Source organism: Rhizobium sp. CCGE 510, from assembly GCF_000292525.1.
GTDB lineage: Bacteria > Pseudomonadota > Alphaproteobacteria > Rhizobiales > Rhizobiaceae > Rhizobium.
On the sequence record NZ_AEYF01000048.1, the window covers coordinates 211797 to 227249 of the forward strand.

At 62.1% G+C, this 15453-nt stretch carries 12 protein-coding genes; 9 read left to right on the forward strand and 3 right to left on the reverse strand.

Annotated elements, in window-relative coordinates:
- Nucleotides 1–17: 17 nt before the first annotated feature.
- On the reverse strand, nucleotides 18–1622 hold the full coding sequence (locus tag RCCGE510_RS29340; RefSeq protein ID WP_007636384.1) for an ABC transporter substrate-binding protein: 1605 nt from the start codon (nucleotides 1620–1622) through the stop codon (nucleotides 18–20).
- A gap of 280 nt (nucleotides 1623–1902) precedes the next feature.
- Between RCCGE510_RS29340 and RCCGE510_RS29345 the strand changes: the two genes are divergently transcribed.
- The 8 genes from RCCGE510_RS29345 to RCCGE510_RS29380 all read left to right on the forward strand — a co-directional run bounded on the left by RCCGE510_RS29345 (nucleotide 1903) and on the right by RCCGE510_RS29380 (nucleotide 10796).
- Nucleotides 1903–2892 (forward strand): ABC transporter permease, encoded by a 990-nt coding sequence (locus RCCGE510_RS29345; protein WP_007636386.1) that lies wholly within the window; start codon nucleotides 1903–1905, stop codon nucleotides 2890–2892.
- On the forward strand, nucleotides 2889–3896 hold the full coding sequence (locus RCCGE510_RS29350; protein WP_007636388.1) for an ABC transporter permease: 1008 nt from the start codon (nucleotides 2889–2891) through the stop codon (nucleotides 3894–3896). Before RCCGE510_RS29345 ends, RCCGE510_RS29350 begins: the two co-directional genes overlap by 4 nt.
- Nucleotides 3896–4891 carry an ABC transporter ATP-binding protein gene (locus RCCGE510_RS29355; RefSeq protein WP_007636389.1) on the forward strand — a complete coding sequence of 332 codons (996 nt, stop codon included), beginning with the start codon at nucleotides 3896–3898 and terminating at the stop codon, nucleotides 4889–4891. Before RCCGE510_RS29350 ends, RCCGE510_RS29355 begins: the two co-directional genes overlap by 1 nt.
- On the forward strand, nucleotides 4869–5804 hold the full coding sequence (locus RCCGE510_RS29360; protein ID WP_007636390.1) for an oligopeptide/dipeptide ABC transporter ATP-binding protein: 936 nt from the start codon (nucleotides 4869–4871) through the stop codon (nucleotides 5802–5804). Before RCCGE510_RS29355 ends, RCCGE510_RS29360 begins: the two co-directional genes overlap by 23 nt.
- 12 nt (nucleotides 5805–5816) lie before the next feature.
- On the forward strand, nucleotides 5817–6875 hold the full coding sequence (locus RCCGE510_RS29365; RefSeq protein ID WP_007636392.1) for an aldo/keto reductase: 1059 nt from the start codon (nucleotides 5817–5819) through the stop codon (nucleotides 6873–6875).
- 72 nt (nucleotides 6876–6947) lie between these two features.
- Nucleotides 6948–8180: an acyl-CoA dehydrogenase family protein gene (locus RCCGE510_RS29370; protein ID WP_007636394.1), complete on the forward strand. Its 1233-nt coding sequence runs from the start codon at nucleotides 6948–6950 to the stop codon at nucleotides 8178–8180.
- A 29-nt stretch (nucleotides 8181–8209) separates the two neighbouring features.
- Nucleotides 8210–9301, forward strand: coding sequence for an LLM class flavin-dependent oxidoreductase (locus RCCGE510_RS29375; RefSeq protein ID WP_007636399.1), 1092 nt, complete (start codon nucleotides 8210–8212; stop codon nucleotides 9299–9301).
- Nucleotides 9302–9377: 76 nt separating this feature from the next.
- A complete protein-coding gene (locus RCCGE510_RS29380; protein ID WP_007636401.1) occupies nucleotides 9378–10796 on the forward strand; it encodes an FAD/NAD(P)-binding protein in 1419 nt (472 codons plus the stop codon).
- A gap of 80 nt (nucleotides 10797–10876) precedes the next feature.
- On the opposite strand, the gene RCCGE510_RS29385 is transcribed toward RCCGE510_RS29380, so the two are convergent.
- Both RCCGE510_RS29385 and RCCGE510_RS29390 read right to left on the reverse strand, forming a co-directional pair.
- On the reverse strand, nucleotides 10877–12496 hold the full coding sequence (locus tag RCCGE510_RS29385; RefSeq protein WP_007636404.1) for an ABC transporter substrate-binding protein: 1620 nt from the start codon (nucleotides 12494–12496) through the stop codon (nucleotides 10877–10879).
- 20 nt (nucleotides 12497–12516) lie between these two features.
- On the reverse strand, nucleotides 12517–14124 hold the full coding sequence (locus RCCGE510_RS29390) for an ABC transporter substrate-binding protein (RefSeq protein WP_007636406.1): 1608 nt from the start codon (nucleotides 14122–14124) through the stop codon (nucleotides 12517–12519).
- 301 nt (nucleotides 14125–14425) lie between these two features.
- Between RCCGE510_RS29390 and RCCGE510_RS29395 the strand changes: the two genes are divergently transcribed.
- Nucleotides 14426–15436, forward strand: a complete 1011-nt coding sequence (locus RCCGE510_RS29395) for a LysR substrate-binding domain-containing protein (RefSeq protein ID WP_007636408.1) — start codon at nucleotides 14426–14428, stop codon at nucleotides 15434–15436.
- The last annotated feature ends 17 nt before the right edge of the window (nucleotides 15437–15453 follow it).

The following is a 15453-nucleotide window of genomic DNA, read 5'->3' on the forward strand; positions in this document are numbered from 1 at the left end:
GATCGTTGGCTCGTCGCTCAGGATGCCGCCACATAGGCGTAAGCGAGGCTGCCGGAAACCCCTTCGCCGCCGACCGTGTGATCGGCGATGCGCTTGTTATAGATGGTCAGCTCCGGCTGGCTGACGATATCGATCGCGGGCAGGTCTTCGACGAGGATCTGCTGGATCTCGCGCCACTGCTCCACCCGCTTGTTTGGATCGACCTCGACTGCCGCGGCTTCCAGAAGCGCGTCGACCTTGGGATTGCTGTAGGCCGAGCCGTTGGAGAAGGGGACGCCGGGCTTGAAATTCTTGCTCCAGTAAAGGCGCTGCACACCGACGGTCGGATCGAACAGGTTGCTCATTCCCTCGAAAGCGAAGTCGAAGTCGCGGTCGGTATAGATGCGCTTGGTATAGGTGGCGAAATCCTGACTGCGCACCGTCGCGTCGATACCGACCTTGGCGAGCGCCTGGCGGATATATTCCGAGCCGCGTGGGTAGCTTTCTCCGCTCGGCACATAGTCGAGATTGATGCGAGCGCGAATGCCGTCGCTGCCGCGCGGGTAGCCGGCCTCGTCAAGCAGCTTCTCGGCTGCCGCCAGATCGATAGGATAGGTTTTCAGATCCGGATCGTACCATTTCGTCAGGTTGGGACTTATCGGGCCGGGAATGGCGCTGCCATAGCCGTAGTTGATGGTATTGAGGATGACCTTCCTGTCGATGACGTGCGCGAAGGCCTGCCGCACGCGGATATCCTTGAAGAACGGACGCTCGAGATTGAATTCGACGCGGCTGATGCCGTTGGCATACTGATAACCGCGCGGTTCAAAAGCGATGTCGGGGAGGGACTTGAAGCGTTCCAGGTCGCTGAGCGGCACGGGCGTAGAGGGCGCAAGATCGATTTCACCGGTCTCGATGGCGATCGAGCGTGCAGCGGCGTCGGGAATGAAGCGGACGATGAGCTGATCGAGATAGGGGCGCGGCTGATCCCAATACTCCGGATTGCGCTCGTAGACGATGTGGCTGCCGCGGATCCATTCTTTGAATTTGAAGGCTCCGGTGCCGATCGGCGCAAGATTTGCCGGGTTTTCGGCCACTTTGGTGCCTTCGTAGATGTGACGCGGCACGATCGGCGTTTCGGAAGCCGCGAGCGCCGTGATCAGGTAGGGCGCCGGCTTGGAAAGCCTCAACACAGCCGTGAGCGGATCGGGCGTCTGGACGTCCACCAGGTTGAGGAACGTGTTGCGGGCGCGCGGATGAATTTCCTTCAGCGTCTTGATGGAGAAGGCGACATCGGCCGATGTGAATGGCTGGCCGTCATGCCACTTCACTCCGTCGCGCAGCTTGAAGGTATACGCCAGTCCGTCCTGGCTGACCGACCATTCCTTCGCCAGAAGCGGCTTTGGATTGAGATCGAAGTCATAGGTCAGCAGTCCTTCGATGACTTTCGGCGAAACATAGACCGAGTTGAAGGCCGTGTTGGCGATCGTCGTCAGCACCGGCGGTTCTGCCGAAAGCAGAAGCGTTGCCGTACCGCCGCGCGCCGCTGCCGCCAGGGCTGGGATGCGGGCCGTCGCCGTCACGCCGAGGGCGACGGAGGCGAGGAGAAAGCTGCGGCGCGTGGATGCCGGAAATACTGCCATAGGTTCAACCCTCATCTGAGGCCGCGAGGATGCCGGCGGCCCTTGCTGTTTCGACTTTCCATGGACAGGCCCTCTCGTAGGGTTTTTTACCTACCAGGAAGCAATCCGTAATAATCCGTTCCGAAGAAGGACACTTAAGCAACAAATAATTCCAAATGATGCCAATATTTTTGGCTATCTTGGAATTATTTACCAATATGGATTTGACAAAACCTACAGATTTAGTCAACTACTATTGCATCGCGAAGCCGAAATCTTCTCAAGCGGCGGGGAAAAGGCAATGTCAGCTTCCAGGCGGGTCGGCCGCACCATCAGAAAGACGGTCCTCCAGGCAATTCCGACGATGCTGGGCATTGTCGTCTTGAATTTTTTCCTGCTGAAGCTCGCGCCTGGTGATGCCGCGGATGTCATGGCGGCTGAATCGGGCTCGGCGACGGTCGAGACCATGGCCGCCCTGCGGGAACGTTTCGGGCTCGATAATCCTATTCTGGTGCAACTGGCTAACTACCTAAACAATCTCGCGCATTTCAGTCTCGGCTTTTCGCCGCGCTATGGAATGCCGGTCGCCGACCTCATCGGTCAGCGTTTGCCGGGCACACTGATGCTGATGCTGGCCGCGCTGGCGATCGCCATCACTGTCGGCCTGCTCCTTGGCTCGCTGATGGCGACATTTTCCGGCCGGGTTACCGATCGGGTGATCTCGATCGTCTCGTTGCTTTTCTATTCCATTCCCGGCTTCTGGATCGGGCTGATGCTGATCCTGCTCTTCTCGGTCAAGCTAGGCTGGCTGCCGAGCGGCGGCGACAGCACCATCGGTTCGCGGCTGACCGGGCTGCCGGCGCTCCTCGACCGCGTCCGCTACATGGTGTTGCCGGCCACATCGCTTGCCCTCTTCTATCTCGCCATCTATGCGCGCCTGACGCGCGCTGCCATGCTGGAAGTGAAATCGCAGGATTTCGTTCGTACGGCCCGCGCCAAGGGTGTGTCGCCATTTTTCCTGATCACACGCCATATTCTGCGCAATGCGCTGATCCCGATCACCACGATGGCCGGCATGCACTTCGGCGGCATGCTTGGCGGCGCCGTCGTCGTCGAAACGGTCTATAGCTGGCCGGGTCTCGGCCGGCTTGCTTTCGAGGCCGTCATGGCGCGCGATTTCAGCGTTCTTCTCGGTATTCTGCTGCTCTCTTCCTTCATGGTGATCGTCGCCAATGCGGCGGTCGATCTTCTGCAGGCCTGGATCGATCCCCGAATTGGAGCAAGTCGATGAACAGTCATAAACTTGGAACCTATGCGGCAGAGACGATCGATCTCGCACCGCCGGCAAGGGCAGAGGCAGCGCGGCCCGCAACTAATCCGGCAGCCCATCCGCGCTGGACCCACATTCATGCGCCGGATGTGCGCGCTTCCGCCGTTCGCGGCACCGCCTGGCGTGGCTTACGCCGGGAGTTCAAGGTTTTCCTGTCCAATCCCAATGCACTGTTCGGCGTCGCTTTCCTGCTGATCGTCGCCCTTTCCGCACTTCTCGCTTCGGTGATCTATCCCGGCGATCCGATGGAAATGGTGGCGAGACCGTTTCTCTGGCCCGGCCAGAATATGGCCTACCCACTCGGGACGGATTCCATGGGTCGCGATGTGCTTGCCGGAATCCTGCATGGGGCGCGCATTTCGCTGACGGTCGGCATCGCCGCGACATTGCTCGGGCTTTCGGCGGGCATACTGATCGGTGCGACCGCTGGTTATTTCGGCGGGATTATCGACGACATCCTTGTCAAGTTTGTCGAGATCTTTCAGACAATTCCGAGCTTCGTCCTTCTGGTGGTGCTGGTCGCCATCGCTCAACCGACCACCGGCACAGTGACGGTGGCCATCGCGATCGTCAGCTGGCCGACCGTGGCGCGGCTGACCCGGGCGGAATTCCGCGCAATCCGGGAGAAGGACTACGTGCTTGCCGCTCGCAGCCTCGGTTTTGGCCATGCGCGCATCATCTTTCGGGAAATCCTGCCCAACGCGCTGCCGCCGCTGATCGTCACCTCGTCGGTCATGGTGGCGAGCGCAATCCTGATGGAGTCGGCGCTCTCCTTCATGGGACTTGGCGATCCCAACCGCGTTTCCTGGGGCTCGATGATCGGCGCCGGCCGGGACGTGATCCGCACCGCATGGTACCTCACGGCCCTGCCAGGCCTGGCGATCGTCTTCACCGTGCTTGCCCTCAACCTTATCGGCGACGGCCTCAATGACGCGCTCAACCCACGTTTTTCGGAGGAGCGCTGATGGCGGCCTTGCTAGATGTCCGCGATCTCTCGGTTCGCTTTCCCTCCGCCGAACCGGTCAAGGGCGTGAGCTTTACCGCCAATCCCGGCGAGATGCTGGCGATCGTCGGCGAATCCGGATCGGGAAAGTCGCTCACGGCATTGGCGCTGATGGGGCTTTTGCCGAGGCAGGCTCGGGCCGGCGGACAGATTTCTTTCGACGGCCGCGATCTGCTGTCGCTCCGCGAGAGGGACCTGCGGCGCATTCGCGGCCGCGACATCGCGATGATCTTTCAGGAACCGATGACTTCGCTCAATCCGGTGCTGACGATCGGCGATCAGATCGTCGAGGTGCTGCGCATCCACGAGGACCTCAGCCGCCGGCATGCCCGCGCCAAGGCGATCGAACTGCTGGAGCTCGTCAGCATCCCCGACCCCCCCCGGCGCATCGACGACTATCCTCACCAGCTCTCCGGCGGCATGCGCCAGCGGGTGATGATTGCGATTGCGGTTGCCTGCAATCCGAAGCTGCTGATTGCCGATGAAGCAACGACCGCACTCGACGTGACGATCCAGGCGCAGGTGCTGCAGCTGCTCGACAACCTCCGCGTCAAGCTGAACATGGCCGTCATCCTCATCACCCACGACCTCGGCATCGTGGCGCAATGGGCCGATCGCGTCGTCGTCATGTATGCCGGACGCAAAATCGAGGAAGGCTTTCCAGGTCCCGTCTTTGACATGCCATACCATCCTTATACGCGCGGGCTGCTCGCCGCCTCGCCACGGCTGAAGGCCGACTATCACTATAGCGACGGCCCGCTTTCCGAAATCCCGGGTTCGATCGTCTCGGCGTCGGGCGAAAAAGGCTGCTCCTTTCGCCCGCGTTGTCCGGTCGCCCGGCCGGCCTGCGCTCTTGCCGTGCCTGAACTGCTGTGGGTTTCCGCCGAGCGGCAGGTCGCCTGCCCCTATGTTCCCATCCCTTCGGAGGTAGCCCATGTCGCTTCTGTCGGTCGATAATCTCTCGACCCATTATCCCGGGGCTGCCGGTACGGTCAGAGCCGTCGACGGCGTATCGCTGGAGATTGCCGAGGGTGAAACGGTGGCGTTGGTCGGGGAATCCGGCTGCGGCAAGTCGACGCTCGGCAAGTCTCTGATGCGCCTGGTCACGCCCTCGTCCGGCCGCGTCCATTTTCAGGGGCGTGACGTCAGGGCGATGTCGTCGAAGGAATTGCAATCAATCCGCCGCAGCGTTCAGATGATCTTCCAGGATCCCTTCGCTTCGCTCAATCCGCGCCAGACGATCCGCACGATCCTGACGGCGCCGCTCGCCGTCCATGGCGTCAGCGGCCGGAAGCGGCGTGAAGAGATCGCCGCCCAGATGGTGGAGCATGTCGGCTTGCCGGCCGACGCGCTGGATCGTTTTCCGCATGAATTCTCCGGCGGCCAGCGCCAGCGCATCGGCATCGCCCGCGCGCTGATCCTGCAGCCGCAGCTGGTGATTTGTGACGAGCCGGTTTCCGCGCTCGATCTCTCCATCCAGGCGCAGATCCTCAATCTCCTTGTCGAGATGAAGACTGAACTGTCGCTTTCCTACCTGTTCATTTCGCATGACCTGTCGGTCGTCCGCTATTTCGCCGACCGCGTGCTCGTCATGTATCTCGGCCGAATCGTCGAAAGTGCGGAGACGAGCGAACTCTGGCGCGGCGCGAAGCACCCCTACACGCAGGCGCTGCTTGCCGCCGTTCCCGACCCAAGCCGCCGCAAGCAGGCGGCTCCCATCACCGGCGATTTGCCGAGCCCGCACAATCCGCCGGCCGGCTGTCGTTTCCACACCCGCTGTCCGCTGGCCACCGACATTTGCCGGACCGAGGATCCAACCTTCCGCCAACTCGCAGGCGGCCACGCCGTTGCCTGTCACCACGCTCAATGAATGGAGAATGAAATGGTCGATTATCGCTATCTCGGACGCAGCGCGCTGAAAGTGTCGCCGCTCAGCTTGGGAACGATGATGTTCGGTGGGCCGACACCGGATGACATCGCCTTCCGAATCATCGACAAGGCGCGCGAGCAGGGGATCAACTTCATCGATACCGCCGACGTTTATCACGACGGCAAGTCCGAAGAGGTGGTCGGGCGCGGTATCAAGGCGCATCGCGATCACTGGGTGCTGGCGACCAAATTCGTCAATTCCCACACCAAAGGACCGAACCTCGGCGGCCATTCACGCAAATGGGTGATCGAGACGGTCGAGAATTCGCTGCGCCGCCTCAACACCGACTATATCGACATCCTCTATTTCCACCGCGCCGTCTTCGATGCGCCGCTGGAAGAACCGCTGCGCGCCATCGCCGACCTCATCCGCGCGGGCAAGCTGCGCTATTTCGGCGTTTCCAACTTCCGCGGCTGGCGCATTGCAGAGATCTCGCATCTTGCCGATCAGCTCGGCATCGATCGTCCGGTGGCAAGCCAGCCGCTCTACAATATCGTCAACCGCACCGCCGAGGCCGAGCAGCTTCCTGCCGCGCAATATTACGGTCTTGGCGCCGTTTCCTATTCGCCGCTCGCCCGCGGCGTGCTGACCGGCAAATACGAGCCCGGCAAGGAGCCGGCCGCCGATACTCGTGCCGGCCGCGGCGACAAGCGCATTCTCGAGACCGAATGGCGTCCGGAATCGATCGCCATCGCCAAGGAGATCGCAGCGCACGCGACCCGCAAGGGCATCAGCCCGACTGAATTTGCTCTGGCCTGGGTGCTGAACAACAAACTGATCTCGGCTGCTATCACCGGTCCGCGCACCGAAGAACACTGGGACAGCTACATCAGGGCGCTCGACGTCAAGCTCGATTCCGAGGACGAGGCGCTGGTCGATCGGCTGGTCGCGACCGGCCACCCCTCGACGCCCGGTTTCAACGATCCGAGCCATCCGGTCGAAGGCCGCGTGCCGCGCAGCCTGGCGTCCGGCGCCGACAATGTCGTGCCGCTGACGCGCGCCGTTGCCTGACAGCCCAGGCTGGACCCGCCGATCGCGGATCCAGCCTGTCTTTCCAGTTGGTGCCGAGAAGGTTTCCGCCGCATGCCGAACACCGCCCTGTCCCCCGTTTCCGGGTCCGCTACAACCGATCTTGCCGCGCTGCTCGCCAAGGTGCCGGAGCTTGCGGCCGAAATTGCCAGGGAAGCGGCGAAGCGCGATCTCGAGCGAGAGCTTCCCTTCGAGGCCTTTCGTCAGTTCAAGGAGGCCGGGCTCGGGACGCTGCGCATTCCGGTTGCGCTCGGCGGGCCGGGGGGATCCGTCGTCGACTATATCGAGACGATCATGGCGCTCGGCGCGGCCGACTCGAATGTCGCCCATGCGCTCCGCAGCCATTTCAATTTCACCGAAAGCCTGCTTCTCAATCCGAATACTTCAATCGACCGCACCCAGCTCGGGCGTGTGCTTACTGGCAAGCTCTTTGGCGGGGCGCACACCGAGCAGGGCACCAAACGGCCGGGCGAGGTGACGTCACGGTTGACGAAATCCGGCGAAAGCTTTCGGCTGAACGGCCGCAAGTGGTACGCGACGGGAACCGCCTTTTCCGACTTTGCCTCGTTCAGCGCATGGAACGAGGAGGATCAGCTCGTCAGCCTCCTCCTGCCGGTCGACCGCAAGGGCATCACCATCCTCGACGACTGGGATGGGATGGGCCAGCGGCTGACGGCAAGCGGCGGTGTGCTGCTAGACGACGTCGAAGTGTTGCCGCACGAAATCTCCACACGCGGCCTGAATACGCTGATTGGGCGCCACACCTCGACGCTGCGCCAGCTTCATCTCGCCGCTTCCATGGCCGGCGCCGTCCGCGGCGCCGTCGCCGAGGGCACCGACTACGTGCGCCGGCAGGCGCGCTCAGCCGCCCATAGTGCAGCCGAAACCGCCAATGCCGATCCCTTCGTTCAAAAGATATTGGGCGAGATCGCCGCCGGCTCGTTTGCCGTCGACACACTGATCCGCGAGAGCGCTCGCGCGCTCGACCGCTCAGTCGAGGCGTTCGGCGCCGGAGATCCGGACGGACTGGAAGCGGCGCTGATCGAAAGTGCGTTGACGACGGCACGCACTCAGATCGTCGCCTCGCAGATCGCCCTTGCCGCGGCCACCAATGTCTTCGAACTCGGCGGCGGTTCGGCCACCTCCCGCCATCTCAATCTCGACCGGCACTGGCGCAATATCCGTACGGTCCTGAACCACAATCCACTGCTGCACAAGGCGCGCGTGGTCGGCGACTATTACATCAATGGCACGACGACGCATCTGGAGGAAGGCAGGGTCTTCTAGCCCCGTCGCCTGCTGGGAAAGGCTATTTCATGACTTCGGAATTCATCGGGCATGTCTCCAACCGCGAAGGTTCGGATATCGTGCCGCCGCAGGGCCCTGTCATAGACAAGGACTATATCCTGAGACATGCCCGGGCGGCTGAAGAGGCCGGTATAGACCGATTGTTGATCGGTGCTTTCTCGACCTGGCCCGACAACAACCAGATCGCCGCTCATGTCTTTTCCCACACCAGCCGCATCGGCGCGCTTCTGGCCCACCGCACCGGCTTCATGGCACCGACCCTGGCTGCCCGTCAGCTCGCGACGCTCGACCAGTTTTCCGACGGCCGGCTCTGGGTCCATATCATCACCGGAGGCTCCGACGCGGACCAGCAGCGCGACGGCGATTTCCTCGATCACGATCGACGCTACGAGCGCACAGATGAGTATCTGACCGTGCTCAAGAACGTCTGGGAGAGCGAGGAGCCTTTCGACCACGAGGGCGAATTCTACACATTCAAAGGTGCATTTTCGCAGGTCAAGCCGGTCCGCGGCCACCGCATCCCGATCTCTTTCGGCGGCTCGTCTGACGCAGCCTTCAAGGTGGCGGGCAAGCATGCCGATATCTATGCACTCTGGGGCGAGCCGCTGGACGGCGTGCGCGAGACGATCGGCAAGATACGGGAAGCGGCAGCGCCTTTCGGCCGGGCCGGCGACGTTCGCTTCACGCTCGCCTTCCGCATCGTCGTTGCCGAAACCGAGGACAGAGCATGGGAAAAGGCCGACGCCATTCTCGAGCGGGTGAAATCGATCGCGCGGCCGAGCGGCAATGGCGAAAAGCTGCCGTCCAACGTGGGTTCGGTGCGGCTTCGCGAGGCCGCGGCGCGCGGCAGGGTTCTCGACAAGCGGCTCTGGACGGAGGTTGCAGCGGCAAGCGGGGCCGGCGGCAACTCGACGGCCCTCGTCGGCACGCCGGATCAGGTCGCCGAGGCAATTCTCGACTATTACGACGCCGGCGTCTCCAATTTCCTGATGCGCGGGTTCTATCCGACCGAGGATACCGTCGTCTACGGGCGCGATGTCGCGCCGCTGGTCAAAGCGGGCATTGCGGCGCGCCAGGCGCGCACTGTCGCGGCAGAGTAATGGGCCGGGAAGGGACGGTCATCCGCTGCTTCCATATTCCGATCTAGTCCCCTGCAGCTGGCAGGAAGGAGTGTTCATGCGCATCGATCATAGTCTCCACCATTCCATCGTGATCGTCGGCGGCGGTTTTGCGGGGGCTTTGACGGCGCTCAACCTCCTCGATCGAACGGCAGTGCCGCTCGCCATCACCATCATTGAACGGCGCGAAGAGCTCGGTCGCGGCGTCGCTTACAGCACGACCGACCTCGTACATCTGGTCAACGGACCGGCGGACAATTTCTCGCTCTACGCCGACGATCCCGGGCATCTGTCGCGATGGCTGTCGGAAAAGGCCGAGGCCAACGGCTGGTTGCCGCCGGAGAATATCGGCTCGAGCAGTCCGCCGCGTTATCTCTATGGAACCTACGTGCGCGACGAGCTGAAGCGTGCCGTCGGCGAGGCCCGGTTCGGGTCCAGCCTGCACCATATTCGTGCCTCGGCGTCAACGTTGTCGTCCACCCCGCATCGAATTCGGGTTTCGACGAGCGACGGCACGGTGGTCGAAGCGGACGAGGCGGTGCTGGCGCTCGGGGTTTTTGCCCCGGATGAGGCCCCGCATGGGAGCGCGATTGCCGGCCATCCGCGTTTTGCCGTCAATCCCTGGGATGCGGCGGCACTCGACAGGCTGCAGGACTGCGCGCAAATCCTGCTCATCGGCGCAAGCCTTTCGATGGTCGATGCCATCGCCAGCATGGAGGCAAGAGGCTTCCTTGGCCGCTACAAAGCGATATCGCGGCGCGGCCAGTTCGTCGAAGGCAGACGGGATGTCGCGGCGGCACGAGACTTCCTCGCCGACAACCCGCTGCCCTCGACCGCCCGGTCTCTGCTTTCGCTTGTCAAGACCGAACGGCGTGCGATCGCGGCGAGCGGCGGCGATTGGCAAGGCCTGCCGCTTGCCATCCGCCCGCACATCCTGTCTCTCTGGCAAAAGGCGAGTGACCGGGAAAGGCTGCGTTTCACCCGCCACCTCCGGGCATTCTGGGATGTGACGGCGCACCGCTCCGCTCCCGAGAGCAACCGGATCGTCGAGACGGTTCTTTCGCAAGGCCGCCTGTCTCACGGCGTGGCGCGGCTCATCGATCTGACCGTCGACAGGAAAGGCATCGCCGCCCGGGTGAAAACGCGGGCCGGCACCGAAAGACAGGTGTTCGATGGCGTGATCGATTGCCGCGGCCACCAGCTGCACGACTGGCGGCGCATCTCCGATCCGTTCATACGCCAGCTTCTCGCCGGCGGCGAGGTGCGTCCGCATTCCACCGGCTTCGGCATCGACGCCACGCCGGAGGGCGATCTCATCGATGACGAGGGACGTGTCCATCGCAACCTCAGCGCCATCGGCCATCCGCTGCGCGGCGTTGCCTGGGAGTCGAGTTCGATCACGGAGCAGCGAACGCAGGCGATCGCACTTGCCGATCGTATCCTGTTGAAATTCACGCCTGCCCGGGCCGCATCCTGACGGCGTCATCCGGCACACGATAAAAGGGGCGCATCTGCCGATGCGCCCCTTTTATCTTGCAGGCGGCCGCTATTGCCCGCTCAGCCTTGCCCGTCCTTGATATAGAGCTCGGCGAAATTGGCCTGAACGCCCTCGGCGCCGATCGTATGGTTCTTCACCCGCTTGTTGAAGACCGTGACGTTCTCGAGTGCGATGAGGTTCACGACTGGAACCTCATCAGCAATGATCTTCTGGAAGGCATTGAATTCCTGCTTGCGCTTGTCGTCGTCGATTTCAACCGACGCCGCTTCCAGAAGACGATCAACCTCGGGATTGGCATAGTGGCTGGCATTGGAGAAGGGCAGGCCGAGTTTGAAATTCTTCGACCAATAGACGCGCTGCACGCCGAGCGTCGGATCGAACTGGTTGCCGAGATATTCGGCCGTTACGTCGAAGACGCGCTCCTTGTAGACTTTCTGGATGTAGGTCGAGAAGTCATAGGAATCGATCGTTCCGGCAATGCCGATGCGCGCCAGGTTCTGCTTCAGATATTCGATGACGCGTTTGAAACCGTCATTGTATGAATTATGGGTCAGCCGCAGCTTGAAGCGGATGCCGTCGGCACCGCGCTTGTAGCCGGCCTCGTCGAGCAGTTGTTCGGCAGCCTTGAGGTCGAAGGCATAGGGTTTGATCGATGGATCGTAATAGCGCGGCAGGAAGACGCTGATCGGTGTCGGAGAGATATGGCCGTAGCCATACCAGACGGTGTTCAGGATGACGTCGAGATCGATGGCGTGGGCAATCGCGCGTCTGACTTTGACGTCCTTCAGATACTCGTTGTCGAGATTGAAGATCAGCTGGGTCAGGTCACCCTTGGTTTCGTAGCCACGAGAATCGACGCTGATATTCGGCAATGCCTTTATCCGCTCGAGATCGCTGAGCGGTATCGGATTATCGCCGCCGATGTCGAACTCGCCGGTCTCGAATCCGGCCGCGCGCGCCGCGCCGTCCGGCACGAAACGGATGGCGATCTGATCGAGATAGGGCTTGCCGGTGTCCCAGTAGTTGGGATTGCGCTCCAGGATGATATGCGAACCACGGACCCATTCCTTGAAGACGAAGGGACCGGTTCCGATCGGGGCGCTGCCGTTCGGATTGACCGGAACGTCGGCGATCGCGACATTGTCGTAGACATGCTTCGGCACGATCGGCGATTCCGCCGCATAGAGCGCCCGCAGCAGATAGGGTGCCGGCTTAGAAAGGCGGATGACGGCCGTCAGAGGATCCGGCGTCTCGACCTTCGTGACATTCGCAAAAGTTCCCCGACCTCGCGGATGAACCTGTTTCAGGAGCTCGATGGAATGGGCGACGTCGTCTGCAGTAAAAGGCTTGCCATCGTGCCATTTGACATTCGGGCGAAGTTTGAAGGTGTAGCTCAGCCCGTCATCGGCGATCGACCACTCCGTCGCCAGTTGCGGCTTCGGCGTCAGGTCGAAATCATAGGTCAGAAGCCCCTCGGTGATCTTGGGGCTGACCTTCTGGGTGCCGCCTGCCGTATGCGCCAGCGCAAGGATTGTCGGCGGCTCCGGCTCGACGATGAAATTGAGTGTTCCCCCGCTCTGCGGCGTCTCCTGGTTCGCTTTGGCGCCGAGGGATGGCAACAGTGTGCCGGCTGTCGACAACAGCAGCAATTGATTGAACCGGCGTCGATTGATGCTCATCGGACCATTCCTTGTCATCGTCAGGCGTTCTTGAGGATGTAGGCGGAGGAAAGGCTGCCGGAGAGGCCGTCTGCGACGACCGTATGGTCCTGCACCTTCTTGTTGAAGATCGTCAGCTGCCGGAAGGAGACCAGCGTAATGTCCGGCAGGTCGCGGGCGATGATCACCTGCATGCGATTGAAGAGCTCGACGCGTTTGGCGCGGTCGTTCTCGACCGCCGCCTGTTCGAAGATCGCATCGATTTCCGGGTTGTTGTAGCCGGAGCCGTTGGAGAAGGGCACGCCCTTCTTGAAGTTCTTCGACCAGTAGAGGCGCTGGACGCCGATCGTCGGATCGAAGGTGTTGCCCATGCCGTTGGTGACAAAGGCGAAATCGCGATCCGTATAGACGCGTTTCAGCCATGTCGGCACGTCCTGACCGCGCAGGTTGACCTTGACGCCGATTTTCGACAGCGCGTCACGCAGATAGTCGCCGATCCGCGTGTAGGTATCGCCGTAAGGCATGACGTCGTGCGGCGCCTCGAAACGAATGCCGTCGGCTCCTCGCGGGAAGCCAGCCTCGTCGAGAAGTTGTTCCGCTTTAGCGGGATCGTAGGCATAGACCGGCACGTCGGGATTATAGAAGGCCTTGAGGAAGGGGCTGATCGGGCTTGGGGCCGGCACGGCGTAACCATAGAAGGCGATGTCGGCAATCTTCTGCCGGTCGATTGCGTGGGCGACCGCCTGGCGGACCTTGTCATGTTTGAAGTAGTCGTTGGCGAGGTTGAATTCGATGCGGTATACGGTCGGCGAATAGTCGTTGCCGCGGTCGTCGACGGCAAGCGTCGCCGACGCCTTCAGGCGATCGATTTCGCTGAGTGAGACCGGGGTGTCGGGCGCGATATCGACCTCACCTGTCTCCAGCGCCGCGAGCCTGGCGCTGGCATCGGGAATGAACTTGATGACGATGCGATCAAGATAGGGCTTGCTCTTGTCCCAGTAGTTAGGATTGCGATCGAGGATGATGTGGCTGCCGACGGCCCATTCCCGGAAGATGAACGGTCCGGTTCCGATCGGCGCGCGGCCGTTCGTATGGCCAGCAAGGTCTTTCGAACCGTCGTAGACATGTTTGGGAACGATCGGCGATTCGCTGGCCTGCAAGGCGCCGATCAGGTATGGCGCGGGTTTCGCAAGCCGGATGATCGCCGTATGGGGGTCGGGGGTCGCGACCTCCTTCACGCTGGAGAAGGTGGCCCGACCGCGCGGATGGACCTCCTTGAGCGCCAGGATCGAAAAGGCCACGTCCTCGGACGTAAATTCCCTCCCGTCATGCCACTTCACGCCCTCTCGCAACTTGAAACTATATTCCAACCCGTCGTCGCTGATATGCCATTCGGTGGCGAGCTGCGGGATCGGCTTGAAATCGAGACCATAGGCGAGCAGGCCCTCGGTGACCTTGCCGCTGACGCGGGTCGTCGGCCCTGCCGTATGGGCAAGCGTCACGAGCGTCGGCGGCTCCGGCTGGACGAGAAGGTTGAGTGTCCCGCCCGCGACGGGTTCCGCGGCTTGCGCAAAACCCCGGAACGGCACGATGGCACTGAGTGCGCTCAAAGCGAGAATCTGATTAAGCTGACGCCTGCGTATGTCCATCGATACCCCCTGATCCGGAACGAGCCCTTTCGGGCAATGCTGTGTCGGGGCGCATCATCGGGCGGGAAAAGCGGAATCGCGAAGAATGTTTTTCTGCCGGCGACCGAAAGAAAAGCTTGCGCTCACAGAGGATTCGCCGCCGCGCACGGAGCCTATAGTCTAGTAATTATATAGACAATTTGCAGGTTTTAGTTTTTGCGTCTCAGTCGAGCGGCCAGGGAAGAAGAAAATGTCCCCGTACGCGAGCCTCACGCAAAGCATGTGCTCGTCTAGGTCGGGCTGTTTGTGGTGCAATCGCCTCATGAACACGTCCGTCCAACCCCGCAAGACAGTCATCCAGCCGACGCTCGCGCGGCTGCCGCCGCTGACTTCGCTGCGCGCTTTCGTTGCGACGGCGCGGCATCTGAATTTCATCCGCGCAGCCGAAGAGCTGCATGTCACCTCAGCCGCCGTCGGCCAGCAGATCCGGTTGCTGGAGGATTATCTCGGCCAGGCGCTGTTTCACCGCGCGCGCGGCCAGCTGCAGCTGACGCCGGCGGGCCTGGCATTGGTGCCTGGCCTCACCGCGGCCTTCGACACCGTGCTGTCGGCGATGACGCAATTCGTGACGAGCGACCACGAACAGCCGATCCGTGTGTCCGTCGCTCCTTCCTTCGCCAGCAAATGGCTGATCCCACGGCTCGATGCGTTGCGTCGCGCAGCGCCGGGCCTGCAAATCCTCGTCGATGCTTCGACACAGCTGACCGATCTCGATGCCGGCGATGCGGACTGCGTCATCCGCTACGGCAGCGGCGCCTATTCTGGGCTCGCCGTCGATTATCTCCTGTCCGAAGCGGTGCTGCCAGTCTGCAGTCCCGAATTCGCCGACCGCCACGGGCTCTGGAAAGGTGCGGAAGCGATCGAGGGCGTGCCGTTGCTGCACGAGGAGGGCGCCGAACACGACCACTCCTGCCCCGATTGGCACAGCTGGCTGCGCGCGGAGGGACTTTCCTATCAACCGTCGCAGGGCGGCTTTCACCTCAATCAATCCTCGCTCGTGCTCGATGCGGCAATGGCAGGGCAGGGGCTCGGCCTTGGCAAGATCAGGCTTGCGGAGGCCGAAATCAGGTCCGGCCGGTTGGTCAGTCCCTTCGGCGGGGCGCAGCCAGTGAGCTTTTCCTATTTCTTCGCGACAACGCAGCACAAGGCGCGGTTGATGCGCGTCGACCTGTTTCGTAACTGGCTGCTTGCCGAAGCGCGCGCCTCGCAGACGATCGATGCAATCGCGATGCGCAGCATCCGTCCGGCCCTCGGCTTGATCGCGGCCGAATAGGAACCTGCGTCAAGCCG

What these genes read in the sequence shown, in the direction of transcription:
- RCCGE510_RS29380 (WP_007636401.1), top strand. Translation starts at nt 9,378, where the DNA reads ATGCGCATCGATCATAGTCTCCACCATTCCATCGTGATCGTCGGCGGC.
- RCCGE510_RS29390 (WP_007636406.1), bottom strand. Translation starts at nt 14,124, where the DNA reads ATGGACATACGCAGGCGTCAGCTTAATCAGATTCTCGCTTTGAGCGCA.
- RCCGE510_RS29345 (WP_007636386.1), top strand. Translation starts at nt 1,903, where the DNA reads ATGTCAGCTTCCAGGCGGGTCGGCCGCACCATCAGAAAGACGGTCCTC.
- RCCGE510_RS29355 (WP_007636389.1), top strand. Translation starts at nt 3,896, where the DNA reads ATGGCGGCCTTGCTAGATGTCCGCGATCTCTCGGTTCGCTTTCCCTCC.
- RCCGE510_RS29360 (WP_007636390.1), top strand. Translation starts at nt 4,869, where the DNA reads ATGTCGCTTCTGTCGGTCGATAATCTCTCGACCCATTATCCCGGGGCT.
- RCCGE510_RS29365 (WP_007636392.1), top strand. Translation starts at nt 5,817, where the DNA reads ATGGTCGATTATCGCTATCTCGGACGCAGCGCGCTGAAAGTGTCGCCG.
- RCCGE510_RS29395 (WP_007636408.1), top strand. Translation starts at nt 14,426, where the DNA reads ATGAACACGTCCGTCCAACCCCGCAAGACAGTCATCCAGCCGACGCTC.
- RCCGE510_RS29370 (WP_007636394.1), top strand. Translation starts at nt 6,948, where the DNA reads ATGCCGAACACCGCCCTGTCCCCCGTTTCCGGGTCCGCTACAACCGAT.
- RCCGE510_RS29375 (WP_007636399.1), top strand. Translation starts at nt 8,210, where the DNA reads ATGACTTCGGAATTCATCGGGCATGTCTCCAACCGCGAAGGTTCGGAT.
- RCCGE510_RS29350 (WP_007636388.1), top strand. Translation starts at nt 2,889, where the DNA reads ATGAACAGTCATAAACTTGGAACCTATGCGGCAGAGACGATCGATCTC.
- RCCGE510_RS29385 (WP_007636404.1), bottom strand. Translation starts at nt 12,496, where the DNA reads ATGAGCATCAATCGACGCCGGTTCAATCAATTGCTGCTGTTGTCGACA.
- RCCGE510_RS29340 (WP_007636384.1), bottom strand. Translation starts at nt 1,622, where the DNA reads ATGGCAGTATTTCCGGCATCCACGCGCCGCAGCTTTCTCCTCGCCTCC.